The sequence below is a fragment of the Sediminibacillus sp. JSM 1682029 genome, from assembly GCF_041366435.1.
Lineage (GTDB): Bacteria > Bacillota > Bacilli > Bacillales > Amphibacillaceae > Sediminibacillus > Sediminibacillus terrae.
In genome coordinates this window covers 176,507-200,083 of the sequence record NZ_JBEWYY010000007.1, presented here as the reverse complement: position 1 = coordinate 200,083, position 23,577 = coordinate 176,507, and the positions used below count along the sequence as shown (strand labels likewise).

Sequence of the window (23,577 nt, the reverse complement as noted above, 5' to 3'; positions counted from 1 at the left end):
TCTTCCTGGACAGTGAACAGGGGGAAAGACAACTGGAAAAGTGATAGATGGATTGAGAAATAATCGAATTAATTGAAAACAAGAAAGGTGGTGGATCCGTCGTATGGAAGTGAAAACAGCTGTCGAGAGGAAGACCGGTACAGTCAACATAGGAGAGCTCGAGTTGGAATCCGGTACCGTGATCCAGGAGGTTGAGCTTGCCTACGAACGGGTTGGGTTGGCCGAAGCACCGGCAATCCTTGTCTGTCATGCATTGACAGGAAGCCAGCATGCAGCGGGCGATCAGGATATGCCTGGCTATTGGGCAGAAATGATCACCCCTGGAGGTTTTATCGATAGCGATCGATTCCAAATTATATCGTTCAACGTATTAGGCGGCTGTAATGGTTCGACCGGACCGCTTAGTATAGATCCCAAGACGGGAGAACCCTACCAGGCCAAATTTCCGTTTATAACGGTCCGTGATATGGTCCGTGCCCAGCATCTGGCACTGGAAAAACTGGGTATCAACCATTTAGCTGCTGTTATTGGCGGTTCGCTCGGCGGAATGCAGGTGTTGGAGTGGGGAGTGATGTATCCCGGTAAAATGGATCGTTTGATTCCCTTGGCTGTCACGCCTTACTTGACCGACTATGCGATTGCATTCAACAATATCGCAAGACTTGCCATCCTGCATGACCCGAATTGGAACAACGGCAATTATACGGAAGAGACCATACCGGAAAGCGGATTGAGTCTGGCACGTATGGTGGGCATGATCACATACCGGTCGGGAGATTTGTTCAATGAACGTTTTTCCAGGAAACAGCGCGCACCTGCCGGCAACTTCCACGATGAAATTGCCTATGAAATCGAATCCTACCTTGATTACCAGGGGAAAAAGCTGACCAAGCGTTTCGATGCCAACAGTTATCTGTATTTGTTGAAGGCGATGGATACCCATGATATCGGACGCGGACGTGGTGGGTGGCAGAAAGCTGCTTCCCGGATCGAAGCACCGGTAACAGCGCTGGGCTACAGCGGAGATTTGCTATTCCCTCCTGGTTCGCTGGAACAGTTTATCGGCCAGTTGAAGCACATCGGAATAGAAGCGGATTACACATTGATCGATACCAGTTTCGGGCATGACGGTTTTCTGGTCGAATTTGAAAAGTGGGGAAGCATCATCAAATCAGAATTGGAAGCTTGATAAGCTAATGAAGACAATTTAATAAGCACTCTTATCCAGAGAGGCTGAGGGACTGGCCCGATGAAGCCCGGCAACCTTCAAGTCGAATTGACTTGAAAGGTGCTAATTCCTGCAGGAGAGATCCTGACAGATAAGAGGAGAGATTGTATGAACAGTCCTCTTCTTAGGAAGAGGACTTTTTATTTTGATTGAAAAAAAGAGTTACGGGAGGAAAAGAAACATGGCAAATACTTACGATTTAGAAACGTTATCACTTCATGGCGGCCAATCACCGGATCCGACAACAGGGTCGCGTGCTGTCCCGATTTATCAAACTACTTCTTATGTGTTTCACGATACAGAACACGCAGAGCGCTTGTTCGCTCTGGATGAACCTGGAAATATTTATTCTCGATTGGGCAACCCGACAGTCGACGTTTTTGAAAAACGCCTGGCTTTATTGGAGGAAGGAGTTGCAGCAGTCGGTGTAGCTTCTGGTATGGCAGCTATCACATTATCGATTCTTAACCTGGCCAGTGCAGGGGATGAAATCGTAGCTGCCACCAACTTATACGGCGGTACGTACAATTTGTTCTCGACCACCCTGCCGCGTTATGGCATCAAGGTCAACTTTGTCGATCCGACCGATCCTGAAAATTTCCGCAAGGCGATTACGGATAAAACCAAAGCGGTTTATGGAGAAATCATCGGGAATCCAAGCTTGCATGTGCTCGATGTCGAAAAAGTCGCGGAAATTGCCCACGAAAATGGATTGCCGCTGATCATTGACAATACCTTTGCCACGCCGCACTTATGCAAACCAATCACATTAGGAGCCGATATCGTGATCCACTCAGCAACCAAATGGATTGGAGGGCATGGCACTTCGATTGGCGGGGTGATCGTCGATGGTGGAAGATTTGATTGGAATTCGGAAAAATACCCGCAGTTTACGGACCCGGATCCGAGCTACAATGGCATCCGCTATGCAGTGGATTTCGGAACATTGGCGTTCAGCACTAAAGTAAGGGTGCAGCTGCTGCGTGATTTCGGAGCTTCGCTGAGTCCTTTCAACGCCTTTTTGCTGCTGCAAGGCCTGGAAACTTTGCATCTGCGCGTCGAACGGCATAACCAGAATGCGCTGGAGCTTGCCCGTTACTTAAAGGACCATCCGGCAGTGGACTGGGTGTCCTATCCAGGATTGGAGGAGCACCCGTCCCACCAGCAAGCGAGTGAAACCTTGCGGCATGGATACGGTTCGATTGTCAACTTCGGCATCAAAGGCGGCAAAGAGGCCGGCCGAACGTTGATAAACAATGTCGCTTTATGGTCGCATCTAGCCAATGTCGGGGATGCCAAATCGTTGATCATCCATCCGGCTTCGACGACCCACCAGCAGCTGTCCCCGGAGGAACTGGAAGCGACGGGGGTCAAAGCGGAGCTCGTCCGGTTGTCGGTGGGGATCGAGTCGGTGAGAGATTTGATCAACGATTTGGATGCAGCATTGGCAAAAGCGACTGGGCAACAAAAGGAGAGCGGACCAGAAATAGTCATCAACGATGAGGGAGTAATCCGCTGGGCATTGCAGTCCCCGACAGAACGTGTCGAATCCGATGGGGAAGAGCGCCAACGTCAAAAAACATTGGCGATTGTCGGGTTGAGTGGTAAAGAGGCAAGGCCGAGCCACCGTCTTGCCAGAAAAATGCAGCGGCTTGGCTATAAAATCATCCCGGTGAATCCGCGGGAAACGGAGATTTTAGGTGAAAAGGCGTACCCAGATTTGAAAAGCATTCCGGAACCGATCGATATTGTCCAGGTATTCAGAAGTCCGGAAGCTGCAATCGGAATCGCACGCGAAGCAGCGGAGGTCCGGCCAAAAATTTTCTGGCTTCAAGAAGGAGTGGTATCCGATGAAGCTGCCGAAATAGCGAGAAATGCTGGACTCCAAGTGGTTCATAACCGCTGTACGTATAAAGAGGCACAACGCCTGCGAGGAACAATTACGACTTATGCTTGTGAAATATAAGACGGATACCAACGACGAGGAGGATAACCATGGATCGCATACCACTGATAGATTTAAGAAGTTTTTTGGCTCTGACAGCTCTGACGGTGATTATTATCGTCACTGCCGGCTGTTCATCGAGCGCAAGCTCTGAAGGAGCGCCGGATAAGATACGGCTTGACTATGCGTACTATTCACCGACCAGCCTGGTGTTGAAAAAGTTCGGCTGGGCAGAGGAAGAGTTTGAAGAAGAAGGGATCGAGATAGAATGGGCACTAAGTCAAGGCAGCAACAAAGCGCTGGAATTTTTGAACAGTGACAGTGTCGATTTTGGATCGACTGCCGGCGCTGCAGCGTTGATGTCGAAAGCAAACGGAGCGCCGATCAAGAATGTGTATATTTATTCAAAACCGGAGTGGACTGCATTGGTCACCTCGAAAGGTTCCGGAATTTCCAGTCTTGAAGACTTGAAGGGAAAAAAGGTGGCGGCCACACTTGGGACGGATCCATACATTTTCCTCTTGCGTGCTCTTGAAGCAGAAGGAGTTCCAGCAGATGAGTTGGAAATCGTCAACCTGCAGCACGGCGATGGGGCATCTGCCTTGACGTCCGGACAGGTGGACGCATGGTCCGGGCTTGACCCGCACATGGCTCGATTGGAACTCGAATCGGATGCAGAGCTTTTTTACCGGAATCCCGACTTTAATACGTATGGTTTCCTGAATGTCCGCGAGGAGTTTGCGGAAAAACATCCAGAATACGTTGATCGGGTCATCAAGGTGTACGAAAAAGCGAGGAAGTGGGTCCAGGATAATCCGGAGGAAGCTGCCGAGTTATTGGCAGAAGAAGCGGAGATTAAAGAAGAGGTCGCGATCAAACAGCTGGAAAGAAACGATTTTTCCGAACCTGTTCCCGGCGAAGTACATCGTGACGCTTTGATTGAGGCCGGAAAAGTGCTGCAGGAAAGCGAAACGATTGATCCGGAAGCCAATATCGAGGAATTGACAGACGAACTAATCGATCCATCTTTCGCGGAAGAAACAATATCGGAGTAAAAAAGTCAGAGAGGAGGACCAGACATGGCCAAAAATCAAAGTGAAGTGAGCGGTGTCTTCACAACGGGAAGCAAAAGCCAGCCATCGACAATCAAACCGAAAAGTCCGTTCACCCATCCCTTGTTATTGGGGAGCATTTTTCCGGCTTTGTTGGTGGTGGTTTGGGAATTGTTAAGCCGTTCGGAAGTCTTTCCAGCCTATCAGCTTCCTGCCCCGTCCGTCATTTTAGAGACAATTGTCGGGATGGCGGAAGATGGCACACTCTGGGGACATGTCGGCATCACCTTCTACCGGGTGTTGATGGGCTTTCTGTTAGGAACGGCAGCAGCCGTCGTGCTCGGTTCGTTGGTCGGATTTTATAAACATGCCGAAGCGCTATTCGATCCGCTGATCCAAGCCTTTCGTTCCATCCCTTCCCTAGCATGGGTTCCACTGTTCATTTTATGGATGGGAATCGGCGAGCCGTCGAAGATCGCCATGATTGCAGTCGGCGTCTTCTTTCCGGTTTATTTGAATATTGTCAGTGGCATAAGCGGCGTCGACCGAAAATTAATCGAGGTTGGGAAAATGTATGGATTGAATACATTTCAGCTGGTGCGAAGGATTATTCTTCCGGCAGCTTTGCCTTCCTTTTTGGTCGGATTGCGCAGTGGGCTTGGATTGGGCTGGATGTTTGTCGTGGCAGCGGAATTGATGGGTGCGAGCCAGGGGCTTGGGTATTTGCTGGTAGTCGGCCAGAATACACTAGCTCCGGAAACCATTATAGCGAGTATTGTCTTGTTCGCAGTGATCGGAAAGCTGTCGGACTGGGTACTGAAAAAACTGGAGACCCGGACATTGCATTGGCAGGATCGGGCTGCAAAATCGTAAGGAGGTAAAGCGGTGAGTCTTCAATTAGAAAGAGTGGGAAGGACGTTTGCAGGAAAAGCAGCTGTCCAGGATGTTTCCTTCCGAGCGGAACCTGGTGAAATCATCGGTCTTCTCGGAACCAGCGGCTGCGGCAAAAGCACCCTGTTGCGTGCCATCTCCGGACTGGATACCGAATTTGACGGCGTGATCGAAATCAATAATAAGAAAGTGGACGACATACAGAAGACGACTGGGTTTATGTTCCAGGAGCCACGTTTGCTGCCTTGGCTGAATGTCCTCGACAATGTCACCTTCGGCCTTGAGGGGAACAGAGAGGAAAAGAAAAAAAAGGCAGGCCGTTACTTGGAAAGTGTCGGACTTGCCGGCAGTGAAAAATTGTATCCAAAGCAACTTTCAGGCGGAATGGCACAGCGTGTGGCAATTGCACGTGCTCTGGCCACCTCACCGGAAATTTTGCTGCTGGATGAACCGTTCAGTGCTCTCGATGCGTTTACCAAAATGCAGCTGCAGGATTTACTGCTTGAAGTGTGGAGGAGTTATCAATCGACAATGGTCCTGGTGACCCACGATGTGGATGAAGCTGCCTATTTATGCGATCGGATCATCGTGCTTAGGGGACAGCCGGGCAAGGTGGAACGAGAAATCACGATTACAGAGCCAAGACCGAGAGAAAGAGGAAGCAGTGAGCAGGCTGCTTATAAGGCGGAAATTCTCGCCAGCTTGGACTTAACAACAGATACAGCTTGACCAAGCTGGATACATAGAGGAGGTACAACATGACAGGAAATGATGTGAAAATACTTAAAGCCGATAAAGGCAAACACAATTTAACAGACTATCGTCGTGTGGCTGCGGAATTCTCCTGGGAACAAGCTGCAGAACAGCTAAACTTATCCAAAACCGGTAACTGGAATGCCGCTTATGAAACGATCGACCGTCACGTTGCCGAAGGGTATGGCAACAAAACTGCTTTATATTTTGTCCAGGAAGCATACAACGAGAGCTTCACGTTCGCCGAGGTAAAGGAAAAAACGGATCATTATGCCCGGGTATTGAAGGAACAGGGAGTCGGCAAAGGGGATCGTGTATTTGTCTTCCTTCCCAAAACCCCGGCTTGTTACTTTTCCATCCTGGCCATCATCAAAATTGGTGCGATTGCCGGTCCGTTGTTTGAAGCATTTATGGAAGAGGCAGTAAAAGACCGGATGAATGACTGTGGAGGCACCGTCTTGATTACGGACGACCAGCTAATCCAGCGGGTTCCTCAAACGGAAATCCCCAGCTTACAAACGATCTTGCTGGTCGATCAAATCGAAGCAGCCAAACCAGAGGCTGTGACGGAAGAAGAACTGGTCGAATGGGTCGATCCGGAGGACGGCATGTTGATTCACTATACAAGTGGATCGACAGGAAAGCCAAAGGGGGTGCTGCATGCGCATAGAGCTGTCGTCCATCACTTTCAATCAGGGCGCTGGGTATTGGATATACAGGAAAACGATGTATATTGGTGTACCTCCCATCCTGGCTGGGTTACAGGCAGTGTATATGGTTTGTTCGCACCATGGCTGAACCGGGCGGCTGTTGTCATCCAGGCGGGCCGTTTTCGGGCGGAAAACTGGTATCAGATCATCGCAGACTTCGGCGTCACGATTTGGTATAGTGCACCTACCGCTTTTCGCATGCTGATGGCACAGGGGGAGTTATATAAACAATATAACCTGGAGTCGCTTCGTCATATTTTAAGCGTCGGAGAGCCCTTGAATCCCGAAGTCATCAATTGGGCGTGGGACAACTTATCACTGCGGATTCATGACACGTGGTGGATGACCGAAACGGGTGGGCATTTGATTGTCAATCTTCCATCAGAACCGATAAAACCAGGGTCGATGGGGCGTGCCTTCCCTGGAATTACCGTCGGAATTTTGGACGAAAGCGGAAAAGAACTCCCGGCTGGAACAATCGGTCAGTTAGCAGTGAAAACGCCGTGGCCAGGGCTGATGAAAGAAATTTGGGGAAACAAGGATAAATTTGCTTCCTATTTTCTATATGAAGGCTGGTATGTCTCCGGCGATCTGGCGGTACAGGATGAAGATGGCTATATCTTTTTCCAGGGCAGAAGCGATGACATGATCAATTCGGCCGGTGAGCGAATCGGTCCCTTCGAAGTGGAAAGCAAGTTGATCGAACATCCTGCAGTGGCAGAAGCGGGAGTGATCGGTAAGCCTGATCCGCTGCGCGGTGAGCTGGTAAAAGCGTTTATCACCCTGCGTTCGGGATACGAAGAAACATCTGAGCTGCTTGAGGAGCTGCGCGTCTTTGTCAAAACAAACTTGGCGGCACATGCAGCCCCGCGGGAAATAGAAGTAGTCGAAGAATTACCGAAAACAAAGATAAGCGGCAAAATCTTGCGTCGGGAATTGAAGCAGCGGGAGCTCGACAAGGTTGGCGCAACCTCTTAACAAGGAACAGGAGGAGAACTATGACGACAATCAAAGTGGCATTGCTGGGTTTTGGGACAGTTGGCAGCAGTGTTTACCAGACTATTCAATCCCGACGTAGCAAGTTCGAAAGATTAATAGGAAAAAAGGTGGAAATCGTCGGGGTATTGATCCAGGACGAGACAAAACAACGAAATATCGCCGATGGTATTTTGGTAACCTCTTCGTTTGAAGAGTTGCTTGCCATTCCGGAGATCGACGTGATCATCGAAGCGATCAACGGCATTGAACCTGGAGCCGGTTATTTAAGTCGTGCCTTAGAAAAAGGGATCCATGTGGTGACCGCCAATAAAGAGCTCCTTGCTCATGAAGGGCAATCATTAAGGGAAACGGCAGCTAAGGGGCATGCCCAACTCAAATTTGAAGCAGCCGTTGCAGGAGGAGTCCCGATAATAGGGACACTGCAGCAACTATTACAGGTAAATGAAGTTTCGAACGTGGAAGCTATTTTGAACGGAACATCCAATTACATCCTTACGGAAATTGCAGAAAACCAAGTAGGCTTTCAAGCAGCGTTACATTCTGCCCAAAAGCACGGATATGCAGAAGCAGATCCAGGAAATGATGTGGATGGGTGGGATGCTTTTTATAAGCTGATGATTTTGTGCGAGTTACTGCTAGGTAAACAGCCTGATTGGACGCAAGTATCAAGACGCGGCATTCGTGGTATCACGCTTGCCGACATCCAGGTTGTCGAAACGGCCGGTTGGAGGATCAAGCATATCGCCAGTCTCCAGGTTAAGGAGGAGAAGGCACAGCTTCGCGTAGAGCCGATGGCTGTTCCGGAAGGTCATCCGTTATATGAGGTGTCGGGAGTAGATAATGCAGTATCCATTCAAGGCGACTTAGCCGGGAATTTAAAATTACAGGGACCAGGGGCCGGTGCATTGCCTACTGCAAGTGCCATTTTGGAAGATTTCGTCCAATTGTATAAGGAGTCCGACAACAGAAACCGATCAATTGATGCGTCGATTTTGGCAGAAGATTCGAATCGATTACAGGATTGGTTGGCGACGGCCCCCTCCATACCGAAAACTGCTGCTGTCAAACAGCGTTGGAAAGGCAAGCAGGCTGACAACAACGCCTACCTGGTTTCTGCTACTGAAGGAGAGCTTGAGAAATTACTGCAAGCCGGTAAAATCTGTAACTTCTTTAGATTGGCAGGAGCTGGTCGGGAGATTGCGGACACTGTTCCGATATTGATTTAAGCTTCCGTTTATCGATATGTAAAAATCTCTTTATCGGTTGATCACTAGCAAAAGTGTTTGAAGAAAAAAGGTAAATATGAATAGTGGATAATATGGTTGATATTATCCACTATTTTTTTGGCCTTTATTATAAGAGGGGCTAGACTATAGGGTGACTATTCCAGGGTGTTAGTAAACTTCATATCAACAAAGCATTAGAAAGCGATATTGAATAAATACGAGTTTGAAACGATGAATGATTGAAGCAAGAGATGTTCAAAAACGCTAGGAACTTTAAAATATTCAACTAAATTAATTGAGAATTGTTATCAATTAGTGTATATTAGATAGTAACGAACGATACCAATAATTCAGTGAGGAGAGTATCCGATGCAAATATACTGGACTAAAATTAATGATATAATCGAGGAAACGCCGGAGGTTAAAACTTTTCTGCTCAACCGTCCGGAAGGTTTTATATGGGAAGAAGGTTCCCATACCCACTTCGCACTGGAAGGTTTCAATGCCGGGGATAAACCCAACCGCAGCCTGATCCGCCATATGTCAATTTCTACTTTGCCGGACGAAAATACTATCGGTATTACTACACGCATCAGGGAGCAGTGTTCTGAGTTTAAATCGCTTTTAAGGAATCTTGAAATTGGCAATGAAGTTGCAATATTTAAAACCCATTCAAATGTTCCACTTAAAAGAGAAGACAAAAGTGTTTATTTACTGTCATCAGGTGTCGGCCTGGCCACTTTCAGACCGCTTGTACTGGATTATTTCGAACGTGCTGACAAAATCAATCAAATCCATTCCTTGAATATCGAATCATCAAATGATTTCTTATTCACCAATCTATTTGAATCGGCACCTGACAAGAAGTTCACAGCAGAGTTCGTCGACAACCGTAAAGAATACTATGAAAAAGTGAAAACTCTTGCTGCAGACAAGGACGGTCTTTTCTATGTTGTTGGCAGTGACGAGTTCCTTGTACAGAATATTGAATTACTTCGTGAGCAGGGCATCAAGCCAGAACAGATTATGCTCGATAAGCATGAACAACAACTGCCAGAGTTTTTATCATTGGATTTATCGGTTTAAATGGGACGAAATATTTTCTTGGGAACGACCGAGTGCAATTTTATGCTGAGTTAGAGCAACTAATACATCGAGTGATTTACACGATATAATCTGAAGAGAATCGCTACTCCTGATCAAAGGCGCTATTTGAATAAGAGTGCCCTCTTTTTTTAGTTAGATTATTGAGAGGAAGGAGAAAGTTTGTTCAGGACCTATTACTCTCAATATAACAAGAAAATCTATTATGAGATCCACTGCGATGCCCATCTACCGGTATTTTTATATATACATCGCTGTCCTGGGGCTGGTTTCTAGGACTTTAGAGAGTACTGCAGAAAAAAAGCATGAATAATTCCAGAACCATTCAATAAGCCTGATTTTCCTTGGTTCAGATTTTGCCAATTTATACAGTTGCTTTTGGAGACATGCGTACAGTAGGGCGTGTCTATACAGGATGGGCTCATCGCAGATCTTCTACAGAGAAGAACTTTTCCAGAATCAGGATTTGCCGCACTGGAAGATTCTCAGTCTGACTGCTTCACACTGAGGACAGTGATAGTAACCAGTATGAGCACCATTCCGAGAATTTGGATAACAGTCAAATGATCATTGAGAAGCAGAACGCCAAATAATGATGCTGTAACTGGCTCCACCATGGCTACCATCGAAGCTGTTGTCGGGGCGGTCCATCGAATGCCAAAGATATACAATATAAATGAAATTCCTGCACCCACCAAACCTAAAAGAAGAAACCATCCTACATCATTTGATGTTAACGCGGCAGCTGCTTCCCCCTTGTCTGCAAGAAGCAAAAGGATGAGAACAAAAGAAAAAAAGGCGACGGTTAACGTTGTCTGTGGTTTGCCGATGGAGGAGGCATTTTTGAATCCGAATATAAACAATGCATAGGCAAGGCCAGCAGCAAGACCAGCAGCCGCTCCCAGAAAACTCACTGAAATTGAATCGGTGTTGTAGGCGCCTGTAAGCAGGGTAATTCCTATAAGCACGCCAAAAATGCATCCCCATTTAAACCAGGTTGAACGTTCTATTCGTAATAAAAAGGAAATTAAAAGAACGAAAACGGGTGCAGTGTACATTAAAGTAGCTGCAACAGCAATACTGGAAGCTTGGATGCTTAAAAAATATAAAGTGAAATTTCCGGCAACACCAACTCCTGCCAATAGGGACCACAGGTATAACCGAGCAGAGGATGTCCAATTTTGTCTAAAACGAAAGAGAAACCACGTCAAAAAACATATAAACCCAACACCTCCCCGGTATAGGGAGATCACAATAGGGTCCCAGCCCTTGTTCATTAAAATATCGGCAATTCCCCCACTAATGCCCCAGCATATAGCGGCAAGTATAACCAAAACTAACCCTGCCAACCTCATCGTCTGCCTCCTAAGATAAATGGTGCGAATTTTTTATTCTAAGTGGCTGCCGTGGTGAAGAAAGTGCAATGGACACCAACCCGTTAAACGTTTCTATTCATAAGCAAGTTTTTAAAAAAAGGTATAACGGTATTTCCTTTCATTTCTCAAAAATAAACCTCTCTGGTTTGCTCTTTCTACATTCATACGAAAAACCCCTTGATTAGTACACTTTTTTGGTTTTAATGGGAAATAGGGAATAATTCCAGGGTTACATGTTCCCAACTACTTTTCATGATATTATAGAGGAAAAATCTACATACGAGGAGGTGAATCATGCCGAAACATAAGATTTATACCATGAGTTTCGCAAGTGTGTATCCCCATTATATAAAGAAAGCGGAGAAAAAAGGACGCACGAAAACGGAAGTGGATGAAATCATCCGTTGGTTGACTGGATATACCCAGGAAGGGTTAGAAGCACAGCTGGAAAAACAAACAGACTTTGAGACCTTCTTCGCGGAAGCTCCCGGGATGAATCCGTCGCGAACGTTAATTAAAGGCGTAATCTGCGGGGTGCGAGTGGAAGACATCGAAGAACCAACAATGCAGGAAATCCGCTATTTGGATAAACTGATCGATGAATTAGCAAAGGGAAAAACGATGGAGAAAATCTTGCGGAAATAATCATCTGATACAGAGAAACACCGATTCTATTGATGGCAATAGAATCGGTGTTTTTTAATGATTATATAAGAGAAGCCCGAAAATGTTTACAAGGAAAATGTAAACCGAACTTCCTTACACTGTCTAAAACTGTAAACATAAGGTGAAGCGATTGTTTGCCACGATGGCTGATCTATTCAAAGAAGAATATTAATTAGCAGAAGAAGGACTACCCAACCCAGTATTTGGTTGTGAGCTTTTTTAGGTGTGGGTTTTACTGTTGTCATTTGGTGGTTTATAATGGAGTGTCACAAGAAGAAAGATGGGAAGTGCCTATGAAAAAACGTAAGCATAGTGGAGATAATAGATCGACAACAAAACACAATTCATCGACTAAAGCTCACTCAAAAAAGCATTCAAAAGTGGCCACACGAAATAAATCACAAGGCAAGAACCCGCATAAAAGCAAGCGTCCAGGTAACAAGAAAAGTGTAACCGTAAAGGTGAACTGTACAGGGCTCACCAATAATGGAAAAGGGATTGTCCATTGGGAAGGTAAACAGCTGGAGGTAGAGCATCTACTACCTGGCGAAACGGCTGAAATAACGGTGTCCACCAGTGGGAAAAACATTGCTGCGGAACTGAAACGAGTAATAACTCGGTCCGAAAACCGGGTCGACCCAGCCTGTTCTTATTATTACGAGTGCGGGGGATGTCAACTGCAGCATATGAACGACCGCGCGCAAATGCATTTCAAACAGGAAACGATAGATAAATTGATGAAACCGTTCGGTAAACCAGCACCCATTTTATCCATGGACCATCCCTATGATTATCGGAACAAAAGTCATACGACATTCGGTTTGAATAAGGATCGACAAATTATTGGCGGACTATACGCCCAGAATAGTCACCGGCTTATTTCGATGGATCGGTGTCTCATTCACGATCCGAAAGCGGACGAAATTTGGCAAACCATCAAGGGGATGATGAAATCTTTTAAAATCCAGCCATATAATGAAGATACTGGACAAGGCTTCCTGCGCCACGTACTGGTAAAGGTCGGCAAGGTGAGCGGGGAGATCATGGTGGTGTTGGTTGTAGCTTCCCCTGTATTCAAGGGAAAGAATAATTTTGTCAAAGCACTCAGGAAGGCCCACCCAGAAATCACAACCATCCTCATGAACGTGAATAACCGGAAGACGAGCATGGTTTTAGGTGACCAGGAAAAAGTACTGTTCGGAAAAGGGACGATAACAGACACCTTGTGTGGACTGAAGTTTGATATTTCCGCTAAATCCTTCTATCAAATCAACCCTGTTCAGACGGAAAAGCTATATGCAAAAGCCATTGAGATGGCGAAATTGTCCGGAAAAGAAACGGTAATCGATGCCTACTGCGGTATCGGTACGATTGGTCTGATTGCCAGCCAAAAAGCAGGCAAGGTCATAGGGGTGGAGCTGAATAAGGATGCGGTTCGAGACGCCATCCATAACTCCAAGCGCAATGGCGTGAAAAATGCCCGTTTCTATCAAAGCGATGCTGGTGAATTCATGGTACAGATGGCAGCGCGCGGTGAGAAAGCGGATGTCGTCATCATGGACCCGCCTCGAAGCGGAAGTGATGAAGCGTTCTTGTCCAGTGTGGTGAAACTGAAGCCGAAGCGTGTCATTTATGTGTCCTGTAATCCGGAGACGCAGGTACGGGATCTGAACTATTTGACCAAGAACGGGTATGAGGTGAAAGGTATCCAGCCCGTGGATATGTTTCCGCAGACGGTGCATGTTGAGACGGTTGTGTTGATAGAACGCAAATAGCCTTATATCAAAGGCTTTGAAGGGTTTTAAGTAAGTATTTAAGTGTGTGTTATGTTTCCTCAGACTAATAAGTTTGAGGAAATTTTGCTTAAGGGGTTAAGGTTTGGGTTTTGCATTAAGTTTATTGTGCATGCCGGAATTACTATACCTAGCAGAATTGAAATATTTGCCATGAACATTTACCATGAGACTATAGCACTCTGCTCGGAAAGGATGAAGTATAATTGAAAAGATTATAAAGTAATCTATAAAACACCTAGTGAAAAATCATTTAAACTTTTCACTAATGGTGTATACTTCATATATTATTATAACCTATTGTTTTTGCTTCTATATGGTCTAAAGAAAGCCTTAATTTCTTCGGCGAAAATTTCAGGTTCCTCCATGGCAGTAAAATGTCCGCCGTTGGGCATTGTGGTAAAACGGGTGATATTCAGATTGCGGTGCACCCATTCCTTAGGTGGTAATAATATATCAGCAGGGAAAAGTGCTAAACCTGTTGGAACGTCTATACGCCCCATTGGCGGTAAGGAATGGGTGTTTTCATAATACGTATTTATTGATGATCCTATAGTATTAGTAACCCAATAGATCATTATATTAGTGAGTAGTTCATCCATACTATATCTTTTCTGTAGATCACCATTACAATCGCTCCACCCACGGAATTTCTCAATAATCCAGGCAGCCAACCCTACTGGTGAGTCAGAAAGGCCGTATGCAAGAGTCTGGGGTTTTGTGGACTGAATAGCCATATAAGCTCCCTCATTGGAAATCCATGTTGGGGTATTTTTCTTGTATTGCAATTCTTCTTCTGAAAGTTCTGCATCGTCATGTGAAGCCATGAGATTTCTAATGATCCCGATATCTGTTAGGTGGATTCCTGTTAGGATTTCTGGATGATTTAATGCCAGATATCTTGTAACACCTGAACCAATATCCCCTCCAGCAGCAGCGAATTTACTATAGCCAAGTTCTTCGGTCATTAGTATTGCCCAAAGCTCAGAAACATAATAATTGTTGACTCCACTATGTTTTGGGCTGCTGGAAAAACCGAATCCGGGTAGTGAAGGAACAATTACATCAAAAGAATCTTCCGCCTTGCCGCCGTAACTGGCTGGATCAGTAAGTAGAGGGATAATCTTTTTGTAGCGTATGTAACTGTCAGGCCATCCATGAGTGAGGATGATTGGCATAGGATTAGGACCTTTACCGTGTTCGTGCACAAAGTGAATATCTATTCCCTCCACATTACATTTAAATTGGGAAAATCGATTTAATTCAGCCTCTTGTGCGCGCCAATCAAATTGGTGACGCCAGTAAGAAATCAACGATTGTAAATAATTTATATCAGTACCTCTTTCCCAACCGTCCCCTTCCAACTGATCAGGCCATCGGATATGTTCCAGTCTGTATTTTAAATCATTAAGGACTTCGTCAGATATATTGATATTGAAGCGTTCAATAGACATTGTGATTCTCCTTTCATATAAGTCGTGTAAGATTTATAACTTAGGATTGATAATAGTATATACTATAAAAAATATTTGATACGATGGTAAAAATGTAGCTTTAAACTATACTATTTGTTAATGGGGGGGGATAATTATTCCGCAAAAAGACCGCCATAAGAATAGAACTGTATATATAGAATTCGTTGCAAAAGAAAGTTTTAGTAACTTACCTTATAAGGAGCGTTTCACTATAATTTTTATTACAAGCGGATGTGTTAAGTTGCAATTGAACCACTTCCCTATGAAAATTGTTGCTCCAAGTATTCTTTGTTTGTCTATGGATGATAAAATACAAGTTTTAGAAAGAAACAATGTATCATCACAGTCATTTTCTTTCCATCCTGATTTTTTTAATACGGCACATTTTTCTGAAACTGAGGGGTATATGTCAACCGGTTTAAAAATAGAAACGGGCCTTTCGCTATTTAAAAGGGATAATACTCATACGGGAGTATATACTGCTACCGAGAAAGTCTATCCTAAATTATTTGAGTGGTTTTTTGTTATAGGAACAGAAGTGAATGCTCAGAGCGATTCACTTTGGGTGTGCAGAATAAAAAAGTATTTAATACAAATTTTAGGGTTGCTTGAAGAGTTGAACAACCATAGCGAACAATCACCTGTTGGACTTGTTTTAGAATATATACACACTAACTATCCCGATAAAATAAGTTTAGAAGATTTAACAAAATGTGCTCATTTGAATAGAGTATCACTAAATAAAAAGTTTCAGGATTTATATGGATGTACTGCTAAGGGATATTTATTATTATATCGCTTAAAGATTGCCGAGAATCTTCTGACTCATACAGGTATGAGCTTGAACGAAATTGCATGTGCTGTGGGATTTGAGTATGACTCGTATTTTATAAAGCAATTTACTGTTAAAAAGGGCATGACTCCAACTGAATTTCGTAATAGTTCACGTGAGTTTGCATATAACCAAATTGTATAGAACAGGAAAAGAATCTGATTTTATACCAGAAAATATAGGCAACAATAAAAATGAAAAGGCAAAGCACAAACACGCCCCTCTTACTAAAGGTGGATATGTTTACGCAAAATTCATATTAATTGCGTATTTGTATCTTCTTACTGCCCAGACACATGTGGAGTGTGTGACGTGGTTGGAGAAAAAGTAATATAGTTTTAAAAAGCACATGGGTCTTTACATGCTAAGACTCATGTGCTTTTTCTTTCATTTTGAATTGTCAAATTATAGAGGAATTTTCAATTGATTGTAGAATATTGAATTATATGCTGATGTTTTATGGTAGTAATGTCTAGAATTTACAGTTTTATGTGGTAGAAATTGTTTATTAGGTGGAGCTTTTATGTTAATTGAAGAGGAAAAGGGGAGTGTTTAACATGTCAGATTTCCATGAGAAAATGAGAGGACTCAGTGAGCGTGTTCAAAAAATGAAAGACAATATTCAAACAGAGGAAGCTACTAAAACGAGTATTATTATGCCTTTCTTTCAAACGCTTGGCTATGACGTTTTTAACCCAGCAGAGTTCACTCCAGAATACATAGCAGACGTTGGTATTAAGAAAGGTGAAAAAGTGGACTATGCGATTATGCATGAAGGGGAGCCGTTAATCCTAATTGAAGCTAAAGCTCTAACTGAGGTATTAACAAAGCATGATTCACAATTATTTAGATATTTCGGTACTACCAAAGCAAAATTTGGTATTCTCACGAATGGTGTTACTTATAAATTTTTTACTGATTTAGAGGAACAAAACAAGATGGATCCGACTCCTTTCTTCACTTTTGAATTGCTGGATATAAGGGATAGTACTCTAACGGAGCTATCTAAATTTAAAAAAGAGAACTTTGATGTTGATAAAATCTTCAATACAGCATCTGAACTTAAATATAACGGGAAGATAAAAGAATTATTAAATGAACTCTGGGAGAACCCGAGTGAAGATTTTATTCACTTCGTATTAAATAGCGTATATGAAGGTAGAAAAACTAAGAACGTAGTGTCACAATTTGAGCCAATCATAAAAAAAGCATTCAAGCAGTTTATCAATGAAATGGTCAATGACAAGTTGAATGCAGCCTTGAAAAACACGAGTAGTGAGGGTGATCAGAGCAAGGGAACTCCACAAGAGCCCGATTTAGAAGGAGATGTAAACGAGAAGCGGGAAATCATTACTACAGAAGAAGAAATTCAGGGATTTGCAATTGCACGGTTAATATTATCTGAAGTAGTTGATGAAGACAGAGTGCACTATAGAGATAATAAAAGTTATTTCAACATCTTACTTGATGACAACATTCGTAAATGGGTATGCCGGTTAGGTTTGAACTCTGAGAATAATAAATATCTTCAATTAAATGACGAAGATCGTACTACTTACTCAATCAACAAAGTATCGGATTTAGCGAAGTTCAAGAAAGAAATTAAGCAAGTGGTCGAAAGTTTTAAGTAATTTATATAAGCTAAAGACATGGGGAGGGTACTGTCGTTTGTTAAAGAATTCACGACCAACAGAACCGATTCCATGTTTGAGTAGTGGGTATATTAGCTTTTTGCTAATGTGAAAAATATGGAAGCTGATTATATTGTAATCGTTCTTATTCCTACATTGATATTTTTGATGTGAGATGGATATTTTCTTCGACAGGAAGAGCTGTTTAGAGAGTTATACGATAGTATTAGAGTTGTAGAATCAGATAGTCAGATAGACTTTTCAATGAATACTTCAACCTTTAAAGATAAGATTGACTCTTGGTTTAAAGTTTGTTGGTCAACTACCTTATGGCTTTTCTATTGCCTGATTATTGCAGTTGTTATTTTGGTAATCTGTATCTTACCGAATCTATAGGTTCGAGGCATATTCATCTGAATAAATTTATTAAAAAATGTTTCACTATATAAGTAGTGGATTTTATATGTTTATACGAATAAAAAATTAGTTATTGAATTTCGGTGTCTGCCTCCAGAACTTATAAGTGTTGATTCTGGGGAGCAGGTACTTTGGAATAAATAACACGTGGGTTGTCTCAAGTCTATAAGTAATCACCATTGCTTTTCTACTTACTATGTTTAAAATTTTTAATAAATTTTTATTTTTTGATAAATAGAATTACTATTTAAATATTGTTTTATGTGAGGTTAACTTATGAATTGTCTTACTCTGGAAGCTGAAGATGCGTTAATAAAAAAATTATTATCTGTGAATTGAGTGGACACCAATTTAATAGTCTAGCAAGGGTATTAGGTGAATATCCACAAAACGTTTACCCTGTTTCTTCAATTAATGAAGAGAAAGCGAATGTAATAGTAACTAGTGCAAACTATAGGAAATTGTAACCTAATAGAAAAGGAAATAGGCACAATGAGTTCCTTTAATCAAGGTAAAAAAGTTCTAAGAAATTTAAATAATCATTTAGCAATCAGTTATATGAAGATTTATTAAACTCTTCTGGGGATCCCAAAATAAACTATTATGAGCATTAGAGAAAGAAGATTCATAATATCTTTCTCTAAACCTTGCAAGACAAGAAATAAGTGTTATTATTATAATGACCGTTCAATATAAAAAGGGGATCTCATATGAAAAAGTCAAAGAAAAAAGAAGCGATATTAAATACGGCTGAAGAGTTATTTTATCAGCACGGTTTTCATTCGATCGGTGTAAAGGCTATATTGGAGCAGGCCGGAGTCGCACCAATGACGATGTATTATCATTTCAAATCGAAGGAAGATGTCATTAAGGAAATATTAGTCCGAAGAGAGAATCATTATTTTGAATTGATGGGAGAGAAACTTAATAAAAGGGAAAGTTTAGAATCTTACGTCATGTCCCTGATTCAGGCTCATATGGACTGGATAGAAGCAGAGGGCACTAACGGTTGCTTGTTTTTAAGAGCAAAGCAGGAATATGAAGGCATAAATGAGGAGATTGCTTCGCTAAGCAGGGAACACAAAAAAACACTGCTAAACCGGATTCAAAATGATATAAAACCATTTAATGTTCCTGGATCCTTCGGTGTTCAGTTATCCATTATATTGGAGGGGATAACATCAATGGCCCAAATACAGGAAGTGGATGAAGTGAAAGAGGCAGCAATCGATTTAGTGAAGAATTTACAGATCAGGGCAAATGAATAGTAGCAATTAGAGGGGACGAATGAACAATAGCACAGTCAAAGGTCCCTGTTTTTTTTGGTTATTTATTATAATGAACGTTATATATAAAAGAAGAGGGGTATCTGAGATGAAAGAAAAGAAGTTGATTATGGTAGGGTTGCCTATGATTGCGGTAACATATGGTTTATCCAGATTTAGTTACGGTTTAATGCTGCCCTATATTAGCGAAACCATTAACATGGAGCAACGTACCAGCGGAGTCATTTCTTCGTTTTCCTACATCGCTTACTGTATCGCAATAGTATTGGCGATGGTATTTTCTAATAAGCTTTCTTCAAAATTCATTCTTCTTCTTGCCGGACTGTTTTCGATCATTGGTTTGGGTATTATCTCTGTCGCTGTAAACCCTGGCATTCTAGGTCTGGGCATATTTTTGGCAGGATTAAGTTCGGGCTTTTCATCTCCTCCCTACGCTGCCATTGTGGACAAAAGTGTAGAAAGAAGATTACAGAATCAGACGAACTCTTGGATCAATTCAGGGACCAGTATTGGAACAGCTCTAACAGGGGCTATTGCCATTGTCATGGCAGATAATTGGAGAGAAACGTATTTGATATTTGTGGTCATTGCCATAGCAGTAGTATTCGCTAATTACAAAGTGCTGCCAAAAGAACAAAATGTACAAGAAAACGAGACATTCCATTTCTCGAAAGAAGAGTGGAGAAGGTCCATCCCGTTAATTGTCGCGTCTCTGGTATTAGGAATATCCTGTGCAGCCTATTGGACGTTTTCAAGAGATTTCATCTTGCAGACCGGAAGTGTTCCTGATTATATCGGTGAGTGGTTGTGGGTCGTTATTGGATTTTCAGGATTGTTGGGAGGAACAGCAGGTGCAGTTATAAATAGGTTTAGTTTAGTAACTGCATACAGGATTTCTGTATTGGCTCTTTCAACCTCGTCACTGTTACTAGGGGCATTTGTAGATAATAGGATGATTGGGTTTATATCACCAGCCCTCTTTGGCAGCTCATATATTTTTATGACAGGTGTTTTGATAGCGTGGGGCATTTCTGTATTTAAGTCCAATCCCTCATTGGGGGTAGGTATCCCCTTTTTATTACTGGCCCTCGGTCAAGCAATAGGATCGGTTGTTTCCGGGGTTTTCGCTGGTCTATTAAGTTATCCGGCCGTATTTATAGGAGCTTCCTTTATTGGTTATGCAGCTTTATTTTTGAAAAAGCGAAATAAGTACATTTAAAATTCACTCTCTGGTATGAACAGTCATCTTTTATCCAGCTTGGGCTTGTGCAGCCCATTTAATAGAAAGAGAAAGACTTTGTGGAACATTTTTGTGTTAAGGCTTATACAGATTCCATAATATGCTTGCCATGCGGGTGGTTTATCGATAGATGGTTGTATGTTACCATTTTTTATAGTTAATTAGTTAGGAGTAAATAAAAAATGGATATACCAATAATTTACGAGGACAACCACCTGCTTTGTATCGAAAAGCCAGTTAATATTCCAGTACAAGAGGACCAATCGAAAGACAAAGATTTACTCTCGCTTCTAAAAGAAGATATAAAATATCGATACCAAAAGCCAGGCAACGTGTACCTTGGGCTCGTTCACCGCTTGGATCGACCTGTCGGTGGGGCGATGGTGTTTGCCAAGACATCAAAAGCGGCCTCGCGTCTGTCTGATATGATGCGGCGCAAGACGATTGATAAAAGCTATTTGGCAGTAGTGCGGGGAAAAATGCCGAAAAAACACAATGTACTAGAGGATTACTTGGTAAAAGACACACGTAAAAACCAAGTATATACGAGCTCTTCGGATCATGAAAAAGCCAAAAAGGCAGTGTTGGAGTATGACGTAATCAGTGAAAAGAAAGGATTATCCCTTCTTTCGATAAAACTGCATACGGGCAGACCACACCAAATACGTGTACAGCTTTCCTCTCGAAATCGTCCACTCTATGGGGACCAAAAGTATGGGGAGGACGTCAACCGTCCAGGCCAGCAAATCGCCTTATGGTCTCAATCACTTGCGTTCAACCATCCTACTAAAAAAGAAGAAATGAAGGCAACATCCTTGCCGCCAAACACCTATCCTTGGAACCTATGGAAAGAGCTTGCGCAGTGACAGGGCAGTACAATCATATATGCAAGAGGAAATGATCAGGTGCTAATCATGCATCGATTGGCGCCTTTTACTTTATTGAATTTCAACAGACCCTGCCTTGCTTTAAGAAAGCAATCACCATTCTATCTGTTTCTCCGTCCGACTCACCAAGCCAAATCAAATGGCCCCATGCGTCAAGTAGCTGAAGTTCAGCCATTGGAATGTTTTCCTTAGCAAAGTAGGCATGATCCAGAGACACCGAACGATCATGTTTACTGTGCATGATCAATGTAGGACAGGAGACAGCATGTAAATCCCGAACCGACAGCTCGTTTATCTGTTGTAAGTCTATTTCGAAACCATAGCCTGACCGCTGTCTGTTATTCATTTTCCGGATAGCTTCCACATCGTTTTCTCCCATTTTATCCTTGACTTCCTTGTATGATAGCTTGCTGAAGGAAGGGAGCATTTGCTTGAACATAAAGTTCGGAAAAGTATTACTGAAGGAAGATAATAGTTTCCACGTGTATTTTTCGGTTTTCGGATGGAATAACACGTTCGCCGCTTTGTATTCGATATCCTTGGGCGTCAGCCATTCCTGCGTAACGGCAGATTGCAGGACGAGGGAGCGGGTGTGTCCGGAAAAATGTGCGGCAAAGTAAATGCCGGTGGGACCGCCGGCAGATATGGCAATGACATGCGCGTTATTGATATTCAAATGATCTAAAAGTTTTGCATAGTAATAGCAGGCAGTGGATAAGCTGGTGCCTATTTCCGGAGAAGTTGTTCCATATCCTGCTCTTGAAGGCGTAATCACGGAGAAACCACTATCGACCAACGCTTCGTATCCGAATTCTTCCTGGCAATTGGAATGCCCTCCATGAAAAACGAGCACAGGTCGACCCTGGCCGACAATCGAGTATTCCACAGTAAATCCGTCTATGTAGTATTCTCCCATTTTTCTGTTCATCCTGGCACCTCTTTTGAAAGGAATCGATTTATCATGTTCAAGTAGATTCAATTGCATAGTGAATTTCCAATAGTTTTGTTTGTAATTCTGTGTACCTCTTATACGCTTGGATGAATTCCTCGGTTTCATCTATCCGATAAAATTTTATTTCTGTTAACTCGTTTGCTAAATAAGACAGCTCGGCTTTGATCTGCTTATTTTCAATCAAGGTTCCAGCCTGCTCTAACAAAGCGGCTTTCCGCGCCAAATTGTTGATGAGATTTCCGGAGTGTTCCTTATTATTTTTCTCTTGTAGATGGGCCATTTCTTCTTTATTTCCTCTGAAGAACGAAGGAATCTCTTCTTGCTTCGGAATTTTCTCTGCTCCATCAGGACTTATCGAAATTGCTGTTTGCTTCAATAGTTCTCTGGCTTTCATCGCAGATGCATCGTTACGATTATTTTGGAAGTAGTCGTAATACATCTCCTTATCCATGATCAATTTCCCGTTCTTTCTATTTGGTGTGCCTTGATGATTACTCCCTCTGTCCGATATGTCCTTTTTCATTTCTTCTACTGTTTTTTCTTCTGTTCCTTTATCTATTAATAATTGTACAGAAATAATAAAAAGCAAAAAGATGCAAAGCACCATAGATATTTGTTTCTGGATACAAAATCGCTCCTTCCAGATTAAGCTTATATTTGACGAGAAAAAGAGACCTTTTTTTACTATTCGGTAATTCTGATGCAATTCCTTTTCAAACTGTAAATATAATTTAACCTGCTTATTGCGTAGATAAAAGAACTCGTCTTTGTAGCAAATTTTGCTTTCCACAGTGGTAGTGAGCTCAGGGAATACCATAAGTGCTTCCTGCTGTTTTCTTGGGAGAGAGTATGGCACAATAGAAGAGTGGAGGGAATAACATGAAAAAAGTGGTTTTATATTCGAAGCCGAATTGTCCCTTATGTGAGGAGGCCAGAGATCTTCTGCTAGCATTTCAGGATCAATACGGTTATGATTTGAAAGAAGTTGATATTTATCACGATGATGAACTCCTGGAGAAATATCAATTGATGATCCCAGTAGTGGAAATCGATGGGCAGGAAGCAGACTACGGGCAAATCGAGTGGGCGAACGTGAGTGATTTTTTAAAATAGG

At 42.7% G+C, this 23,577-nt stretch carries 20 protein-coding genes and 1 riboswitch; of the genes, 16 read left to right on the top strand and 4 right to left on the bottom strand.

Going from position 1 to position 23,577, the window contains the following annotated elements; genetic code table 11:
• Positions 1 to 103: 103 nt before the first annotated feature.
• The 8 genes from metX to ABVF09_RS13480 all read left to right on the top strand — a co-directional run bounded on the left by metX (position 104) and on the right by ABVF09_RS13480 (position 9,890).
• On the top strand, positions 104 to 1,189 hold the full coding sequence (metX, locus tag ABVF09_RS13515; protein ID WP_153463279.1) for a homoserine O-acetyltransferase MetX: 1,086 nt from the start codon (positions 104 to 106) through the stop codon (positions 1,187 to 1,189).
• Between the two features lie 28 nt (positions 1,190 to 1,217).
• Positions 1,218 to 1,326, top strand: a riboswitch (SAM riboswitch).
• Between the two features lie 83 nt (positions 1,327 to 1,409).
• A complete protein-coding gene (locus ABVF09_RS13510; protein ID WP_153463281.1) occupies positions 1,410 to 3,194 on the top strand; it encodes a PLP-dependent aspartate aminotransferase family protein in 1,785 nt (594 codons plus the stop codon).
• A 29-nt stretch (positions 3,195 to 3,223) separates the two neighbouring features.
• On the top strand, positions 3,224 to 4,228 hold the full coding sequence (locus tag ABVF09_RS13505) for an aliphatic sulfonate ABC transporter substrate-binding protein (protein WP_153463283.1): 1,005 nt from the start codon (positions 3,224 to 3,226) through the stop codon (positions 4,226 to 4,228).
• A 24-nt stretch (positions 4,229 to 4,252) separates the two neighbouring features.
• Positions 4,253 to 5,098 (top strand): ABC transporter permease, encoded by an 846-nt coding sequence (locus tag ABVF09_RS13500; protein ID WP_026570901.1) that lies wholly within the window; start codon positions 4,253 to 4,255, stop codon positions 5,096 to 5,098.
• A 12-nt stretch (positions 5,099 to 5,110) separates the two neighbouring features.
• Positions 5,111 to 5,845 (top strand): ABC transporter ATP-binding protein, encoded by a 735-nt coding sequence (locus tag ABVF09_RS13495; RefSeq protein ID WP_371069392.1) that lies wholly within the window; start codon positions 5,111 to 5,113, stop codon positions 5,843 to 5,845.
• 29 nt (positions 5,846 to 5,874) lie between these two features.
• Positions 5,875 to 7,557 (top strand): acetate--CoA ligase, encoded by a 1,683-nt coding sequence (acsA, locus tag ABVF09_RS13490; RefSeq protein ID WP_371069391.1) that lies wholly within the window; start codon positions 5,875 to 5,877, stop codon positions 7,555 to 7,557.
• A gap of 20 nt (positions 7,558 to 7,577) precedes the next feature.
• Positions 7,578 to 8,804 carry a homoserine dehydrogenase gene (locus ABVF09_RS13485; protein ID WP_371069390.1) on the top strand — a complete coding sequence of 409 codons (1,227 nt, stop codon included), beginning with the start codon at positions 7,578 to 7,580 and terminating at the stop codon, positions 8,802 to 8,804.
• Positions 8,805 to 9,173: 369 nt separating this feature from the next.
• The gene (locus ABVF09_RS13480; RefSeq protein WP_153463291.1) at positions 9,174 to 9,890 is read left to right on the top strand and encodes a ferredoxin reductase domain-containing protein; all 717 of its coding nucleotides are present in this window, start codon (positions 9,174 to 9,176) and stop codon (positions 9,888 to 9,890) included.
• A 503-nt stretch (positions 9,891 to 10,393) separates the two neighbouring features.
• Here the strand turns inward: ABVF09_RS13480 and ABVF09_RS13475 are convergent.
• On the bottom strand, positions 10,394 to 11,263 hold the full coding sequence (locus ABVF09_RS13475; protein WP_153463293.1) for a DMT family transporter: 870 nt from the start codon (positions 11,261 to 11,263) through the stop codon (positions 10,394 to 10,396).
• Between the two features lie 315 nt (positions 11,264 to 11,578).
• Between ABVF09_RS13475 and ABVF09_RS13470 the strand changes: the two genes are divergently transcribed.
• Positions 11,579 to 11,929 (top strand): DUF2200 domain-containing protein, encoded by a 351-nt coding sequence (locus ABVF09_RS13470; protein ID WP_026572079.1) that lies wholly within the window; start codon positions 11,579 to 11,581, stop codon positions 11,927 to 11,929.
• Positions 11,930 to 12,243: 314 nt separating this feature from the next.
• The gene (rlmD, locus tag ABVF09_RS13465; RefSeq protein ID WP_153463295.1) at positions 12,244 to 13,725 is read left to right on the top strand and encodes a 23S rRNA (uracil(1939)-C(5))-methyltransferase RlmD; all 1,482 of its coding nucleotides are present in this window, start codon (positions 12,244 to 12,246) and stop codon (positions 13,723 to 13,725) included.
• A gap of 308 nt (positions 13,726 to 14,033) precedes the next feature.
• Here the strand turns inward: rlmD and ABVF09_RS13460 are convergent, their stop codons facing one another.
• A complete protein-coding gene (locus ABVF09_RS13460; protein ID WP_371069389.1) occupies positions 14,034 to 15,197 on the bottom strand; it encodes an epoxide hydrolase family protein in 1,164 nt (387 codons plus the stop codon).
• Positions 15,198 to 15,459: 262 nt separating this feature from the next.
• Here ABVF09_RS13460 and ABVF09_RS13455 point away from each other — a divergent pair, with 262 nt between their 5' ends.
• The 5 genes from ABVF09_RS13455 (at position 15,460) to ABVF09_RS13435 (ending at position 21,490) form a co-directional block, all read left to right on the top strand.
• A complete protein-coding gene (locus ABVF09_RS13455; protein WP_235162510.1) occupies positions 15,460 to 16,194 on the top strand; it encodes a helix-turn-helix domain-containing protein in 735 nt (244 codons plus the stop codon).
• A gap of 413 nt (positions 16,195 to 16,607) precedes the next feature.
• Positions 16,608 to 17,681, top strand: coding sequence for a type I restriction endonuclease (locus tag ABVF09_RS13450; RefSeq protein WP_371069388.1), 1,074 nt, complete (start codon positions 16,608 to 16,610; stop codon positions 17,679 to 17,681).
• A 1,127-nt stretch (positions 17,682 to 18,808) separates the two neighbouring features.
• Positions 18,809 to 19,366 (top strand): TetR/AcrR family transcriptional regulator, encoded by a 558-nt coding sequence (locus ABVF09_RS13445; RefSeq protein WP_026569474.1) that lies wholly within the window; start codon positions 18,809 to 18,811, stop codon positions 19,364 to 19,366.
• 106 nt (positions 19,367 to 19,472) lie between these two features.
• Positions 19,473 to 20,603 (top strand): MFS transporter, encoded by a 1,131-nt coding sequence (locus ABVF09_RS13440; protein WP_371069387.1) that lies wholly within the window; start codon positions 19,473 to 19,475, stop codon positions 20,601 to 20,603.
• A 203-nt stretch (positions 20,604 to 20,806) separates the two neighbouring features.
• Positions 20,807 to 21,490: an RluA family pseudouridine synthase gene (locus ABVF09_RS13435; protein WP_026772316.1), complete on the top strand. Its 684-nt coding sequence runs from the start codon at positions 20,807 to 20,809 to the stop codon at positions 21,488 to 21,490.
• Between the two features lie 82 nt (positions 21,491 to 21,572).
• Here ABVF09_RS13435 and ABVF09_RS13430 read toward each other — a convergent pair whose 3' ends face one another.
• Positions 21,573 to 22,439, bottom strand: coding sequence for an alpha/beta fold hydrolase (locus tag ABVF09_RS13430; protein ID WP_153463303.1), 867 nt, complete (start codon positions 22,437 to 22,439; stop codon positions 21,573 to 21,575).
• 37 nt (positions 22,440 to 22,476) lie between these two features.
• Entirely contained in the window at positions 22,477 to 23,052 is a 576-nt protein-coding gene (locus tag ABVF09_RS13425; protein ID WP_152525581.1) for a hypothetical protein, read from the bottom strand.
• Between the two features lie 290 nt (positions 23,053 to 23,342).
• Between ABVF09_RS13425 and ABVF09_RS13420 the strand changes: the two genes are divergently transcribed.
• On the top strand, positions 23,343 to 23,576 hold the full coding sequence (locus ABVF09_RS13420; protein WP_026772319.1) for a glutaredoxin family protein: 234 nt from the start codon (positions 23,343 to 23,345) through the stop codon (positions 23,574 to 23,576).
• Position 23,577: the final 1 nt, after the last annotated feature.